Annotated in this window: 15 protein-coding genes; 5 read left to right on the top strand and 10 right to left on the bottom strand. The window is 59.0% G+C overall.

Annotation, left to right across the window (positions count from 1 at the left end; all coding sequences use genetic code 11):
• Positions 1–20: 20 nt before the first annotated feature.
• Both argJ and mutT read left to right on the top strand, forming a co-directional pair.
• A complete protein-coding gene (gene argJ, locus DWA01_RS16220) occupies positions 21–1,253 on the top strand; it encodes a bifunctional glutamate N-acetyltransferase/amino-acid acetyltransferase ArgJ (protein WP_114286849.1) in 1,233 nt (410 codons plus the stop codon).
• Entirely contained in the window at positions 1,250–1,648 is a 399-nt protein-coding gene (gene mutT, locus DWA01_RS16225; protein WP_114286850.1) for an 8-oxo-dGTP diphosphatase MutT, read from the top strand. Before argJ ends, mutT begins: the two co-directional genes overlap by 4 nt.
• Before the next feature lie 199 nt (positions 1,649–1,847).
• On the opposite strand, the gene infB is transcribed toward mutT, so the two are convergent.
• The 6 genes from infB to pip all read right to left on the bottom strand — a co-directional run bounded on the left by infB (position 1,848) and on the right by pip (position 9,081).
• Positions 1,848–4,376, bottom strand: a complete 2,529-nt coding sequence (infB, locus tag DWA01_RS16230) for a translation initiation factor IF-2 (RefSeq protein ID WP_114286851.1) — start codon at positions 4,374–4,376, stop codon at positions 1,848–1,850.
• Entirely contained in the window at positions 4,373–5,005 is a 633-nt protein-coding gene (locus DWA01_RS16235; protein ID WP_114286852.1) for an RNA-binding protein, read from the bottom strand. The genes infB and DWA01_RS16235 overlap by 4 nt, the downstream gene beginning before the upstream one ends.
• 22 nt (positions 5,006–5,027) lie before the next feature.
• On the bottom strand, positions 5,028–6,665 hold the full coding sequence (gene nusA, locus DWA01_RS16240; protein ID WP_114286853.1) for a transcription termination factor NusA: 1,638 nt from the start codon (positions 6,663–6,665) through the stop codon (positions 5,028–5,030).
• Positions 6,666–6,670: 5 nt separating this feature from the next.
• Positions 6,671–7,243 (bottom strand): ribosome maturation factor RimP, encoded by a 573-nt coding sequence (gene rimP, locus DWA01_RS16245; RefSeq protein ID WP_114286854.1) that lies wholly within the window; start codon positions 7,241–7,243, stop codon positions 6,671–6,673.
• Positions 7,244–7,421: 178 nt separating this feature from the next.
• Positions 7,422–8,042, bottom strand: a complete 621-nt coding sequence (locus tag DWA01_RS16250) for a CDGSH iron-sulfur domain-containing protein (RefSeq protein ID WP_160116064.1) — start codon at positions 8,040–8,042, stop codon at positions 7,422–7,424.
• A 61-nt stretch (positions 8,043–8,103) separates the two neighbouring features.
• A complete protein-coding gene (gene pip, locus DWA01_RS16255; RefSeq protein WP_114286856.1) occupies positions 8,104–9,081 on the bottom strand; it encodes a prolyl aminopeptidase in 978 nt (325 codons plus the stop codon).
• Positions 9,082–9,132: 51 nt separating this feature from the next.
• On the opposite strand from pip, the gene ubiG reads away from it, so the two are divergent.
• Positions 9,133–9,879 (top strand): bifunctional 2-polyprenyl-6-hydroxyphenol methylase/3-demethylubiquinol 3-O-methyltransferase UbiG, encoded by a 747-nt coding sequence (ubiG, locus tag DWA01_RS16260; protein WP_114286857.1) that lies wholly within the window; start codon positions 9,133–9,135, stop codon positions 9,877–9,879.
• On the opposite strand, the gene DWA01_RS16265 is transcribed toward ubiG, so the two are convergent.
• From DWA01_RS16265 to DWA01_RS16280, 4 genes are read right to left on the bottom strand one after another with little or no spacing between them, the layout of a single operon-like run.
• Positions 9,876–10,316, bottom strand: a complete 441-nt coding sequence (locus DWA01_RS16265; RefSeq protein ID WP_114286858.1) for a MarR family winged helix-turn-helix transcriptional regulator — start codon at positions 10,314–10,316, stop codon at positions 9,876–9,878. The genes ubiG and DWA01_RS16265 overlap by 4 nt on opposite strands.
• Entirely contained in the window at positions 10,316–11,146 is an 831-nt protein-coding gene (locus DWA01_RS16270) for a carbon-nitrogen hydrolase family protein (RefSeq protein WP_114286859.1), read from the bottom strand. The genes DWA01_RS16265 and DWA01_RS16270 overlap by 1 nt, the downstream gene beginning before the upstream one ends.
• Positions 11,147–11,151: 5 nt before the next feature.
• The gene (gene grxC / locus DWA01_RS16275) at positions 11,152–11,409 is read right to left on the bottom strand and encodes a glutaredoxin 3 (protein ID WP_114286860.1); all 258 of its coding nucleotides are present in this window, start codon (positions 11,407–11,409) and stop codon (positions 11,152–11,154) included.
• 37 nt (positions 11,410–11,446) lie between these two features.
• The gene (locus DWA01_RS16280; protein ID WP_114286861.1) at positions 11,447–12,193 is read right to left on the bottom strand and encodes a double zinc ribbon domain-containing protein; all 747 of its coding nucleotides are present in this window, start codon (positions 12,191–12,193) and stop codon (positions 11,447–11,449) included.
• Positions 12,194–12,230: 37 nt separating this feature from the next.
• Between DWA01_RS16280 and DWA01_RS16285 the strand changes: the two genes are divergently transcribed.
• Positions 12,231–13,067 carry a methyltransferase domain-containing protein gene (locus tag DWA01_RS16285; RefSeq protein ID WP_114286862.1) on the top strand — a complete coding sequence of 279 codons (837 nt, stop codon included), beginning with the start codon at positions 12,231–12,233 and terminating at the stop codon, positions 13,065–13,067.
• Between the two features lie 96 nt (positions 13,068–13,163).
• A complete protein-coding gene (gene hemH, locus DWA01_RS16290) occupies positions 13,164–14,228 on the top strand; it encodes a ferrochelatase (protein ID WP_114286863.1) in 1,065 nt (354 codons plus the stop codon).
• Positions 14,229–14,305: the final 77 nt, after the last annotated feature.

Genomic DNA, 14,305 nt, shown 5'->3' on the forward strand with positions numbered 1-14,305 from the left:
CTACGATCAGGACTCTGACTATGGCCAACATCACTGACGTCTCCCCGCTGGCACCTGCCGACGGATTTCCCGCCCTGCCTGTGATTGACGGGGTGCGTTTTGCAACCGCCGAAGCCGGCGTTAAATACGCGGGACGACAGGACGTGATGCTGGCCGCTCTGGACAGCGGCAGCGTGGTGGCCGGGGTGTTCACCCGCTCCGCCACCCGGGCTGCCCCGGTTCTTGACTGTCAGGAAAAACTCGGCGGTGCCGCCAATGGCGGCGCTGCTTTCATCGTCAACGCGGGCAATGCCAACGCGTTTACCGGTGGTCTGGGTCAGGCTTCGGTTGAAGCGGTGACCGGCACTGTTGCAAAGACTCTGAGCATCGACATCAACCGGGTGTTCTCCTCCTCCACAGGGGTGATCGGCGAACCCCTGCCCCACGACCGCATCACGGCAAAACTGAGCGAACTGGGAGAGGCTCTGGACGCCAACAGCATCAAAGAGGCCGCAGAAGCAATCCGCACCACTGACACGTTCGCCAAAGGCGCCAGCGCCGTGATCGAAGGCGACGGCGGCACCATAAAAATCGCCGGGATCGCCAAGGGCTCCGGCATGATCGCGCCGGATATGGCGACGATGCTGGTCTATCTCTTTACCGATGCGCGCATTGGCCAGGATGAATTGCAGTCCATGGTCTCCCGCGCCTCGGATGAAACATTCAACTGCATCACTGTCGACAGCGACACCTCGACCTCAGACACGCTGCTGATGGCGGCGACGGGCAAAGGTGCTGCGGTGACCCAGGACAACGCTGTCGCCTTCTACGGCGCCCTGCGTGACCTGATGATGGACCTGGCGCATCAGGTAGTGCGTGACGGCGAAGGGGCCACCAAATTTGTCGAAGTCCGCGTCTCTGGTGCCCGCGATGACGCGGATGCGCGCAAAGTCGCACTCGCCATTGCCAATTCCCCGCTGGTGAAAACCGCCCTGGCCGGCGAAGACGCCAACTGGGGCCGCGTTGTGATGGCCGTAGGTAAATCCGGAGCCGAGGCTGACCGGGACGCCCTGAGCATCCGGTTTGGCGATATTCTGGTGGCGGAAAACGGCTGGGTCGCACCCGGCTATTCAGAAGAAGCCGGCGCGGACTATATGAAAGCGGCTGAGTTGCTGATTGACATTGATATGGGCATCGCAGCGGGCAGCAGCACCGTCTGGACCTGTGATCTCACGCACGGATATATCGCGATCAACGCGGATTACCGCTCGTGAAGACGCTTCTTGTGTCCGCCGTTGCGCTGATTGATCCCGACGGACGTGTGCTTCTGGCCCAGCGTCCCGAAGGCAAATCCATGGCTGGCCTCTGGGAATTTCCCGGTGGCAAAGTGGAACCCGGCGAAACGCCGGAACATGCGCTGATCCGCGAACTGGAAGAAGAACTGGGCATCAACACCTGGCAAAGCTGCCTGGCGCCGCTGACCTTCGCCAGCCACAGCTATGAAGAGTTTCACCTGCTGATGCCCCTGTTTGCCTGCCGCAAATGGGAGGGTATTCCCCACGGGCGCGAAGGGCAGAAGCTGAAATGGGTGCGCGCCAATGATTTGCGCAATTACCCGATGCCAGCCGCTGACATCCCGTTAATCCCGATCCTGCGCGACTGGCTGTAATCCAGCTGACACCGGCTCCACAGCCCTGACTCAGCTTCAGTCAGCGCGGTGGCAGGGGATTTGCCCAAGCGGCTGCGCGCGGCCGGTGCAATCCCCTCTGAATGGCTTCTGTCAGCACTCCCATACAGCAGACCAGAACGAAAAAAGGGCGGAAGGTTGATCCTTCCGCCCTTTTTATTTCGTGTTTGCGACGAACGGCTTAAAGCGAACGCTCGAATTCTTCCCGCTCGAAAATCTCGATTACATCGCCAGCGCGGATGTCCTCGTAGTTTTCAAACGCCATGCCACATTCCTGACCGGACTGAACTTCTTTCACTTCGTCTTTGAAGCGTTTCAGCGTTTTCAGCGTGCCTTCGTGGATCACCACGTTGTCGCGCAGCAAGCGTACACCTGCGGAACGGCGGGCAATGCCTTCGGTGACCAGACAGCCGGCGACTTTGCCGATGCCAGTGACTTTGAACACGTCTTTGATCGTCGCATAACCGATGAAGTTTTCACGTACCTCAGCAGAGAGCAGACCAGAGGCCGCCGCTTTGACGTCATCAACCAGATCGTAGATCACCGAATAGTAACGGATCTCCACGCCCTTCTGGTTGGCCGAGCTGCGCGCAGCAGCATTGGCCCGGACGTTAAAGCCGATAACCGGTGCGCCCGAGGCTTCCGCCAGGCCCACATCGGATTCTGTGATCGCACCAACGCCGGAATGCAGCAGTCGTACCCGCACTTCATCGTTGCCGATTTTTTCCATTGCCTGGGCAATCGCTTCAGCAGAACCCTGCACGTCAGCTTTGACCAGAATCGGCAGCTCGGACACGCTTTCATCGGCTTTGGCTTTCGCCAGCAGCTGATCCAAAGTTGTCGCCGCACCGGCAAGGGCCCGTTTTTCTTTGGCGGCATGTTCGCGGTATTCTGCGATTTCACGCGCCTGGGCTTCAGTGTCCACCACGTTCAGAACGTCACCGGCTTCTGGTGTGCCGTTCAGGCCCAGAACTTCAACCGGAACCGATGGACCGGCAGAATCAATCCGGTTGCCCTGATCGTCGATCAGCGCCCGGACTTTACCCCACTGTTCGCCAACAACAAAAATGTCGCCGCGACGCAGTGTACCGTTCTGCACCAGCACAGTTGCGACCGGGCCGCGGCCCACGTCAAGCTGCGCTTCGATCACCGCACCAGAGGCCGCCCGTTTCGGGTTGGCCTTCAGTTCAAGGATCTCCGACTGCAGCGCGATGGCTTCCAGAAGCTTATCAAGCCCCTGACCCGTTGCCGCAGACACTTCCACATCCTGAACTTCACCGGACATCTGCTCCACGATCACTTCGTGCTGCAGAAGATCGGTGCGCACCTTCATCGGATCGGCGTCTGGTTTGTCACATTTGTTGATCGCAACAATCATCGGCACGTTAGCCGCTTTGGCGTGGTGAATCGCCTCAATGGTCTGAGGCATCACCGCATCGTCTGCCGCAACAACCAGCACAACAATATCCGTCACCTGAGCACCGCGGGCACGCATCGACGTAAACGCCGCGTGACCAGGGGTGTCGAGGAAGGAGAGCAACGCGCCGCCATCGGTGGTCACCTGATAGGCGCCGATATGCTGAGTGATGCCGCCCGCTTCGCCCGTCACAACTTTGGTGTGACGAATTGCGTCCAGCAGCGAGGTTTTACCGTGGTCAACGTGGCCCATGATAGTGATCACAGGCGGACGCGCCACCAGATCGGCGTCGTCATCTTTAACCGAATGGATCACATCCTCGACGTCAGCGTCGGAAACGCGGACAACTTTGTGACCGAATTCTTCGATGATCAGTTCCGCAGTGTCGGCGTCGATGGCCTGATTCTGCGTGACCATCATGCCCATTTTCATGAGCTCTTTGACCACATCAGCCACGCGTTCAGCCATCCGGTTTGCCAGTTCCTGGACCACAATGGCCTCAGGCAGCTGAACATCACGGACAACCTTTTCACGCTCTTGCGTGCCCATGGCTTTCTGACGCGCACGCTCCTGCTTGCGCTTCATCGAGGCCAGCGAGCGGTGACGCCCACCAGCACCACCGAGGGCCTGGTTCAGTGTCAGCTTGCCCGAACGACGACCGTCACTCGGGGTCGCCTTGTTCCGGGGTGACTTATTGTCACGGCGCGGCTGTTCCGGCTGGCGGTCCATCTTGCGCGCAACACCGGCCGGACGGGCGGCAACAGCCTCCGCATCCGCAGGTGTCGCAGGCCGTGCAGGCGCAGCGGCGGCCGGCCGTGGAGCGGAAGCGGCTTTTTTCTCCGCTTCAACCTTTTTACGGGCCTCAACTTCGTCACGCTTCTTCTGCTCTTCGTCAGCAATCTTTTTCAGCGCACGTTCTTTGCGCTCAGTTTCTTCCCGCTCTTTGGCGTCAATCTCAGCCCGGCGCCGCGCACGGTCCTCCTGGCGTTTGAGATCATCGGCCTCGCGTTTGCGGGCCTCTTCAGCCTCATTGGCTTTGGCCAGCTTAAGCGCCTTCATCCGGCGGTCCATTTCCACATCGGAAATCCCCGCCGGGCGTTTGGAAGGATCGCTCGCATGCACGCCACCACCGCGGCCTTTTCCTGCACCCGCTTTGGGAACAATCACGCGTTTGCGTTTGGTCTCAACCACGACGCTTTTGGTACGCCCATGGGAGAAGCTCTGCTTCACTTGCCCCGGACGCGGTCCACTGCCACGCAGGCCAAGAGGTTTTTTGCCGTCACTATCGCTCATCTGGTCGTCTTACCCTTTCCGGCGGGCATATTCCCACCGCCAATCTCGCGCAAACCCGTAAGTCTCATGGCTTCCTCTACAACACTCTTTGTGAGTCCGCCAGCCGCGAGCGCGCTATGTATCACACTTTCACGCCCAAAAGCCAAACCCATTTCCTGCGCAGTCAAAACGCTGAAATATCGGCTCCCTTCGGGCGTCCAAAGTTTTCCTTTTCCGCGAACTGATCCGTCAGTGGCCTGCAGCAATACTTTTGCTCTGCCCTCAGCCAGCCAGCTCTTTACTTTTTCAAACCCGGCGATGGCCCGGCCTGATTTCCGCGCCAGCGACACCAGGTTGATCAGACGGCGTACCAGCCCCGCCTCAATCAGGTCCGCAAACCCGTCAGGAATATTCACATCCTGTCGCGCTGCCCGTTTAAACAGACCTTTTTTAAAGGCCTCTTCCAACACCGTACGCTCAGACGTAATCCAGATGCCCCGTCCCGGCAGTTTTTCTGCCAGGTCCGGAACAATTATACCCTCTGGGCCAACCACAAACCGGATCAATCCGTTTTTTGGCTGCACCTCTCCGGTCACGATGCATTTGCGCTCGGGATCGTCAGGTTTCTTTTTTTGGCCACCTCGGCTCATCAGGTTCTTCCCAGGGTCCGGATCAGACCCCGGCCTCCTCTTCTTCGACGCCGTCGTCAGCATCAGCTTCAGCTTCAGCAGCGTCGTTTTCGGTGACAAGATCTGCAGGATCCACCCAGCCCAGACCAATCCGTGCAGTCATGACCAGGTTCTGGGCTTCTTCCAGAGACATGTCAAATTTCTCCAGAATGCCGTCGTCTTTGATGCGTTCGCCGTTTGAGGTGGTCCAGCCGCCGGCCAGTTCCCAATCGGCGCAGGTCGCGAAGTCCTCAAGTGTTTTCACACCGTCTTCAGCCAGCGCTTCAAGCATCTGGGGTGTCAGACCTTCAAAATCGACCAGGCTGTCTTCGACGCCCAGTTCACGAGCTTTATCAAGAGCTTTCTTATTGGCAGCTTCCAGGTAATCGCGGGCACGGGCCTGCAGTTCACTGGCGGTTGATTCATCGACACCGTCGATTACCAGCAACTCACCAACTTCGACATAGGCCACTTCTTCCAGCGAGGTGAAGCCCTCAGACACCAGCAGCTGCGCGAAAAACTCGTCGAGATCCAGTGTATCGATGAACAGTTTGGTCTTCAGCGCGAACTCAGCCTGACGACGCTCCGATTCATCGGTCTCGGTCATAATATCGATATCGAGCCCGGTCAGCTGTGAGGCGAGACGCACGTTCTGACCCCGGCGGCCAATCGCGAGACTCAGCTGCTCATCCGGAACAACAACAACAATGCGCTCCGCTTCTTCGTCCAGAACAACCTTGCTGACTTCCGCCGGCTGCAGCGCGTTAACGAGGAACGTCGGCGCATCTTCATTCCATGGAATGATGTCGATTTTTTCGCCCTGAAGTTCGTTCACAACAGCCTGAACGCGGGAGCCACGCATGCCCACACAGGCGCCGACCGGATCAATGGAACTGTCGTTCGAAATCACCGCAATCTTGGCGCGCGAACCGGGATCCCGGGCCACGGCTTTGATCTCAATAATGCCGTCATAAATCTCAGGCACTTCCATTTTGAACAGCTCGGACATGAAGTCCGGCGCCGTCCGGGACAGGAAAATCTGCGGGCCACGGGCTTCGCGGCGCACTTCTTTGATGAAACACCGCACCCGGTCATTGGGGCGATAGCTTTCACGGCCAATTTTTTCGTTGCGGCGCAGAATGGCTTCGCCACGGCCTACATCAACGATGACATTGCCGTATTCTTCCCGCTTGACCACACCATTGATAATGGTGCCGGCGCGGTCTTTGAAATCTTCATACTGACGGTCGCGCTCGGCTTCGCGGACTTTTTGCAGAATCACCTGTTTGGCGGATTGTGCCGCGATCCGGCCCATTTCCACAGGCGGTACAACTTCGATGTAAACATCGCCAACCGCAGGGTCAGTCAGATAATCTTTTGCCTGTTTAACCGTCATTTCGGCCTGATAATTCTCAAGCTCTTCGTCTTCGACAACGGTGCGCACGCGGGTAAACGTCGCTTTCCCGGTTTTGCGGTCAATCGCAACGCGAATGTCCATTTCCGCGCCGTAGCGTGATTTCGCCGCCCGGGCGAGCGATTCTTCCATCGCTTCAATCACCAGACCGGGATCGATCATTTTTTCGCGGGCCACGGCCTCAGCGGTTTGCAGCAGCTCAAGCTGGTTTGCAGAAGTAATCGCCATTGTCGTCAGTCCTCCTGAGAACCGTCATCGGTTTCAATATCGTCAAATTTAGTTTCGTCCACTGCGCCCGTCGCCTTGCGTTTGCGCAGAACGTCGCGAATCAGCTCATCTGTCAGCACCAGCTTGGCTTCCGCCAACCATTCAAACTTCAGCCCGACCGTGCCCTCAGTGATGGTGATCAGCACCTCGTCACCCTCAGTGCCTTCGATTTCGCCCTTAAAGCGGCGGCGGCCGTCGATCAGTTCGCTGGTTTCCAGCTTCGCGATATAGCCGACCCACATGTCGAAATCTTTCAACCGGGTCAGTGGCCGGTCAATGCCGGGGCTCGACACTTCCAGGCTGTAATTTTCAGCGATCGGGTCTTCGACATCCAGAATCGCTGAAATTGCAGTAGAAATCCTGGCACATTCGTCAACTTCGATGCCACCATCAGGACGATCGGCCATGACCTGCATGATCTTGTGCTCGCCGCCCATCAGACGGACGCGCACCAGTTCAAAACCAAGATCCTCGATCACCGGGGTGATGATTCCGGCCAGGCGACGGTCGATAGCAGCTTTTGCAATCATATCAGACATTGTTCAGACTTGCCTTTCGGGCACAAAAAAACGGGCGCGCGGCCCGTTGATATTTCCCGGTGGAACTTTGAACCGAAGTCCAACGCGCCGCTGTTGAGGCACACTTAAAAGCCTTGCCGGTGAAAATCAAGTCACAAGTTAAGGCCGCAGCACCTTTGCCACATATTTGCTGCGCGATTCAGTCGCTGTCCCGCCATCCCGCGTCCCGGTGGCTGCCGTCACAAAACGGCTTGTTGCCGGATTTTCCGCAGCGGCAGAGCACGAATTTCTCTTCTGACATGCCTTCGGCCCGGGTCACCCCCCCGATAGCACAACCGGTGACCCAATAAGGCCCGTTGCGCTCAACCTCGACCCCCGCCCGGTCGGCAAACTTATGATTGCCACTCAGCGACAGCGCGCCTGACGGGCAGGCCGCGACCACGGCTTCGACCTCGGCAAGGGATCCGTTGTCCGGCTGCACCCAGGGTTTTTGCGCCGGGTTAAAAATATGACTGGCCAGACGGCCACATTCGGCGGCATGGGAACAGGTCTGCGGATTGTAATGCACCGTGACCTCCCGGCCTTCATAACTCAGAATCCTGTCCCGCCCCGCCGGGGTGCCACCCCTGGACTCAAAGCCGGCGGTTTTATGGGACCCGTCGCAAAACGGTTTATTTTTGGAATGACCGCAGCGGCAGAGCACCATCACCGGTTTCATTTCCAATTCCCGCCCGTCGGTCCCTTTCATGCTGCGCAGCCCTTTAAAGACCAATGGTCCGTTTTCGCGCTCCTCAACAGTGGGTTTTACTCGTTCCGTCATGGCTGGCCTCCCGGGGTTGCTGCCCCCAGTCTGCGGCCAACGCCTGGTCAGGTCAAAGACATTAAAGAAATCTCCGCGCCATCCGGTCGGTTGCGCGCACCAGTTCCGCCGCAATGCCCGGCTCAGAAAGCGCATGGCCCGCGCGCCCGATCATGCGCAGCTCTGAGCCCGGCCAGGCTTTGTGCAACGCATAGGCCCCGTCCGGCGGGCAAATCATGTCAAACCGCCCCTGCACAATCACCGCCGGGATATGCATAATCTTGTCGATATCCGCGATAATCTGATCGTCCTGACGCAAAAATCCGCCATTGACGAAATAGTGATTCTCCAGCCGGGCAAAGGCGCGGGCGTATTCCGCCGGAGCGTCCCCCACACTGCCATTGTTTTCGATCGAGGCCAGCGCATTTTCCCAGGACGACCAGACCCGGGCATAGCGGGTCTCTTCAGCGCGCTCGCCGGAAAACAGCCGCTTGTGATAGGCGGCAATCAGATTTCCCTGCTCCGCCGCCGGCACCATCGCGGTAAACCGGGCCCAGAGCTCGGGATAGAACCGGCCGGCACCGCCACCATAAAACCAGTCCAGCTCGCGGCGCGTCGACAGGAACACCCCGCGCAAGACCAGCGCCAGAACAGAGTCGGGGTGTGCCTGGGCATAGAGCAGCGACAGGGTCGCGCCCCAGGAGCCGCCGAACACCATCCAGCGCTCCACGCCCAGCGCCATGCGGATTTTTTCGATATCTGCCACCAGATGCCATGTGGTATTGTCGGCCACACTTGCATGCGGGCGCGAACGACCACAGCCGCGCTGATCAAACAGGATGATGCGGTAAATTTCCGGATCAAAAAACCGGCGCATCGCCGGGCTGCAGCCACCGCCGGGCCCGCCATGCAGCACCACAACTGGTAAACCGTCTTGACGTCCGCTCTGTTCAACGTAGATGGAATGACCATCGCCCACCTCCATCATCCGCTGATCAAACGGGGAGGTGGTGGGATAAAGATAGTTCTGCGCGCTTTTGTGGCCTGCGGATTTGTCCATAACTGACCTATATGAGTCATACTGGGCTGACTTGAACATATGGAGCGTGGAATGCAAGCCACTGATACAACCGTTGACCCCTCGGAAATCGCCAAATTTGAGGCCATGGCGAGTGAATGGTGGGATCCCAACGGAAAATTTAAGCCGTTACATATGCTCAACCCTTGTCGTCTGGATTATATCACATCCCAGATCGCGGCGGAATTCGGCCGTGATCTGGCGGCGCCGGAGCCGTTCAAAGGACTGCGCCTGCTGGACATCGGCTGTGGCGGCGGCCTGTTGTCAGAACCGATGGCACGGCTGGGCGCCACGGTGGTCGGTGCAGATGCGGCCGCTGGCAACCTGCCAGTAGCGCGCATTCATGCTGAGAAATCGGGGCTTGAGATTGATTACCGCCACACTGCCGCCGAAGACCTCGCCGCCGCCGGGGAACAGTTCGATGTGGTTCTGAACATGGAGGTGATTGAACATGTGGCCGACCCGCAGGGGTTCATGAACGCCTGCCAGCAACTGCTCAAACCCGGCGGGTTGCTGTTATGCTCTACCATCAACCGCAATCCCAAATCGTTCATGATGGCCATTGTCGGCGCTGAAATGATTATGCGCTGGTTGCCGCGCGGCACCCATGAGTGGAATAAATTTATCACTCCGGACGAGTTGTATACGCTGATTGAAACTGCCGGGCTGACCCCGGTGGACCGCAAAGGGTTTGTCTTTAACCCCATTGCCTGGAGCTGGTCCATCTCGGCGCGCGACCTGAATGTGAACTACGTCACCGCCAGCATCAAAGCAGATTAATCCGCGTCCAGCCGTTCCCGGATGCCACGCAGCACCGGCAAGGTCTGTTTGACTTTGTCGGTGCCAATCGAATCGACGACCTCTGCAATGATCGGCGTAATCGCCTGCAGCGCGGTGTCACGTGCCGCGCGTCCTGCCGGGCTGATCGCGACGAATTTGCGCCGCGCATCATCCCAGTCCGGGCGAATATGCACATGGCCCGCCCATTCCAGTTTGTTCAGCGTATTGGTCATCGCGCCGCGGGTCACATGAAAAGCCCGCGCCAGTTGTGCCGGGCTGCGTTCCACATTGCTGTGCGCCAGATGGTTGAGCACCGAAAAATGGCTGAGTTCCATGCCTTTAGGCAAGGCTCTGGACAGGCGGTTGCGCGCCAGCTGATCGGCCATAAAAATCTCGCTGAACAGTGCAACTGCCAGCGCGTCATTTGATTCGCTCATCAGGGGCCTTCAAAATCTCGGTCATGGGTCAGCGCCGGAACGCGGTTGCGAGCACCCTCTACTGCCGACAGATCAAGATCAACTAAAGAAACGCCTTTTTCAACACCGGCATCAATCAGCACCTCGCCCCAGGGCGCGATGGCCATGCTGTGCCCCCAGGTTTTGCGCTGCTGCCCGGAGCCGGCGTCATGGGTTCCGGTCTGTGCCGGCGCAAGCACAAAACAGCCGGTTTCAATGGCACGGGCACGCAACAACACCTCCCAGTGGGCGGCACCGGTCACCGGGGAAAAGGCTGCAGGTATTGTCAGGATCCTGGCCCCCGCCGCCGCTAAGGCCCGGTGCAGATGCGCGAAACGCACGTCATAACAAATGCTCATGCCCACTTTACCAAAATCAGTCTGCGCTACCACAGCGCGGCTGCCGGGACGAAAGCCGGCAGATTCCCGAAACGTCTCGCGCGCGGTGACATTCACATCAAACATGTGGATTTTATCATAGCGCGCGGTGATGTCACCGCGCGGCGAAATCATAAAGGAGCGGTTGGCAAAGCGGCCATCCGGGTCGTGTGTTTTCAAGGCCAGCGACCCCAGCAGGATCCAGACCCCCAGGGTGCGCGCTTCATATTGCATCGCGGCCAGGGTGGGGTCTTCTTCTTCAAAAAACAGCACAGAATCCTGATGCGCCCGGTCGCCGGACACACAGTTGGTCACTTCTGGTGTCAGGATGAATTCAGCCCCGCCCGCCGCCGCCTGGTGCACCAGGTCGCGACATTGCTCCAGGTTGTAACCCGGATCATCAGAGGAGGTGAGTTGAACCAGCCCGATACGCATCCCGGTTACGCCGCCAGCATGGCGTCAAGATTGCCAGCCCGCTCCAGGTCATAGAGTTCATCACAGCCGCCCACATGGGCACCATCAATAAAAATTTGCGGCACAGTCCGGCCACCATTGGCACGATCCGTCATTTCCGCGCGGCGATCGGGGTCCGTCATCACGTCAACTTCGGAAAACGTCACGCCTTTTTGTGTCAGCAACCGTTTGGCCGCATGGCAGAAACCACAGATTGGTGTGGTGTAAATTTCAACTGTTTTCATTTTCAGATCCTTTGAGTCGCCTGAGTAATATAGGATTTCATACCCGTTCGGCAACGCGTGCGAGTACAGCGACTGAAACCCGGCCTGCACCGCCCGCCAGCGCCGCCTGTGCCGCCGCGCTCAGCGTGGCGCCCGAGGTCATTACATCATCGACAATCAACACATGCCGTCCCGCCATCTGTGACCGGCGCCGGGGATGCGCCACAATCGCCCCCTCCACGTTGGCAAACCGCGCGTCATAGCTGCGGTGGCCCTGATCCGGCGTCGCCCGCACCCGTTGCAACAGATCCGGCACCCAGGGCAGATTAAGCTCTGAAGCGACGTTCTGCGCGATCAGCGCCGCCTGATTGTAGCGCCTCAGAAACATGCGCCGCCAATGGGCTGGCACCGGCGCAATCAATGTTTCTCCACTCACCAGAGGCTGCGCCGCATGCGCCAGCCAGAGCCCGGCAGGGCCCGCCAGTTCGGTCCGGTCTCCATGTTTCAGCCGCAGCACGATGTCACGACCCACACCCCGATACAGCAGCGCCGCCCGGCCCCGGTCCCAGGGCCGCGGATGGCTCAGACAATCGTCGCAATATTCCACATCTGCCCCGGCTGAGTTTCCGGCCGCGGTTCCGTCCTCACCGCGCAAAGGCGCGCCGCACCTGTCACAGACCAGCCCGTTCAGAAATGGTGTCCGCCGCCAACAGGACGCGCAAAGTGCGGCCTCGGTCGCGACCAGACCATCACATCCGATACATTGAGGCGGGTACAGCAGGCGAAGTACTCTTTGCATTTCCACTCCCCGCTCCTACATTCGCATAAAACCCGGAGCCCCTATGCAAACCCCGCCAAAACTGACCGACCGCCAGGCGCTGCTGCGCAACCGGACCCGCGCGCTTCGATCCGCCACGCCGGCGCTGTTTCTGCATGAAGAAGCCGTGTCAGAAGTTCAGGATCGGCTGAGCATGGTTAACAGAACCTTTACAGACATGGCGGTGATCACCGGTTTCCCGGCGCTCTGGGCCGCCGCATTCCCTGGTGCCACCATTGCTGCTGATGAAGATACCCTGGCTTTGGACCCCGGCAGTTTTGACCTGGTGATCCACGCCATGGCGCTGCACTGGGCCGGAGATCCGGTGGGACAGCTGGTACAGGCGCGCCGGGCCCTGCGCCCCGACGGGTTGTTTATGGCGGTGTTTTTTGGCGGTCAGACGCTGCATGAGCTGCGCAGCTGCCTGGGTGAGGCCGAAAGCCGCACCAGTGGCAGCCTGTCCCTGCGCATCTTGCCGATGGGGGAAATCCGCGATCTGGGCGGCTTGCTGCAACGGGCTGGTTTTGCGCTGCCGGTGGCGGACAGTGCCCCGCGCCATGTGACCTATGAAAGCGCCTTTCACCTGATGCGGGATCTGCGCGCAATGGGGGAAAACAACGCGCTCGCGCAACGCAACCGCCGCCCGGCACTGCGTAACCTGTTCTCCACCGCCGCCGATATTTATGCCGATACTTATCCGGCCGGAGACGGGCGCATCCAGGCGACCTTTGAAATGCTGGTGCTGACTGGCTGGGCCCCGGATGAAAGCCAGCAAAAACCGCTGCGCCCCGGCTCTGCCCGCGCCCGGCTGGCCGACGCGCTCAGCGCTGAAGAATTCAAACTGCCCGACCGCGCCGGTTGACGCCCCTATTCACGCTCGCCGTTGATCAGGCCAGTTGACGCGCCCGCTAAACCGGGTATTTCCAGACCCAACCCCAGCACGACACAGGACAACATCATGGTTTCCTCCGAAAAAACAGCTGCCGCCTGCCCGGCACACGCGCCGAGCAATCACCCGGAGATCGCGCCGTCCCGGATTGGGGTGCTGCTGGCAAACCTTGGCACCCCGGACGCCACCGATTACTGGTCCATGCGCCGGTATCTGAGCGAATTCCTCTCCGACAAGCGCGTTGTCGACCACCCGCGCTGGAAATGGCAGCCGGTTCTGCAACTGATCATCCTGAGCTTTCGTCCTTTTAAATCCGGTGCGGCGTATCGCACGATCTGGAATATGGAGAAAAACGAAAGCCCGTTGCTGACCATCACCCGGGATCAGAAAGACGCCATATCCGCCCGGCTGCGCGCGCAATACGGCGATCAGGTCATGGTGGATTTCTGCATGCGCTATGGCAATCCGTCGACCAAATCGCGGGTGCGTGAAATGGTAGCGGCAGGTTGCGACAAAATCCTGTTTTTCCCGCTCTATCCCCAGGCCGCCGGTGCCACCAGCTTCACCGCCAATGACGCTTTTTTCCGCGCCTTGTCCGAAGAGACCTGGCAGCCGGCCGCCCGCACCGTGCCAGCCTATTTCGACCACCCCGCCTATATCAAAGCGCTGGCCGCGTCCGTGCAGGCCGGCTACGACGCCCTGTCAGACAAGCCCGATATTCTGGTGGTCTCCTATCACGGCATGCCAAAACGCTATCTGATGCAGGGCGACGCCTATCATTGTCAGTGCCAGAAAACGACCCGGCTGCTGCGCGAAGAACTCGGTTGGGAAAAAGATAAAATCACCACAAGTTTTCAGTCGATTTTTGGTCGGGAAGAGTGGCTGAAACCCTATACCGTTGAAGAAGTCACCCGTCTGGCCGAATCAGGCAAAAAGAAAATCGCCGTGATTGCGCCCGCGTTTTCCGCCGATTGCATCGAGACCCTGGAAGAAATCAAAGAAGAGATCCGGGAAAGTTTTGAACATGCCGGCGGCGAGCAGTTCACCTATATTCCCTGTCTCAACGACAATGCAGACCACATCGAAGCGCTCTGTACGGTGATTGATGAAAACCTCGGCGGCTGGGTCAGCTAACCCCTGAATGCCGGTGGAGCCCGGCCACGAAAAAAGGGCGGTGGATCGCCACCGCCCCTTATATTCTTGGGTCCTGT

The organism is Candidatus Halocynthiibacter alkanivorans, assembly GCF_003333265.1.
In the GTDB taxonomy this organism is placed as follows: domain Bacteria; phylum Pseudomonadota; class Alphaproteobacteria; order Rhodobacterales; family Rhodobacteraceae; genus Halocyntiibacter_A; species Halocyntiibacter_A alkanivorans.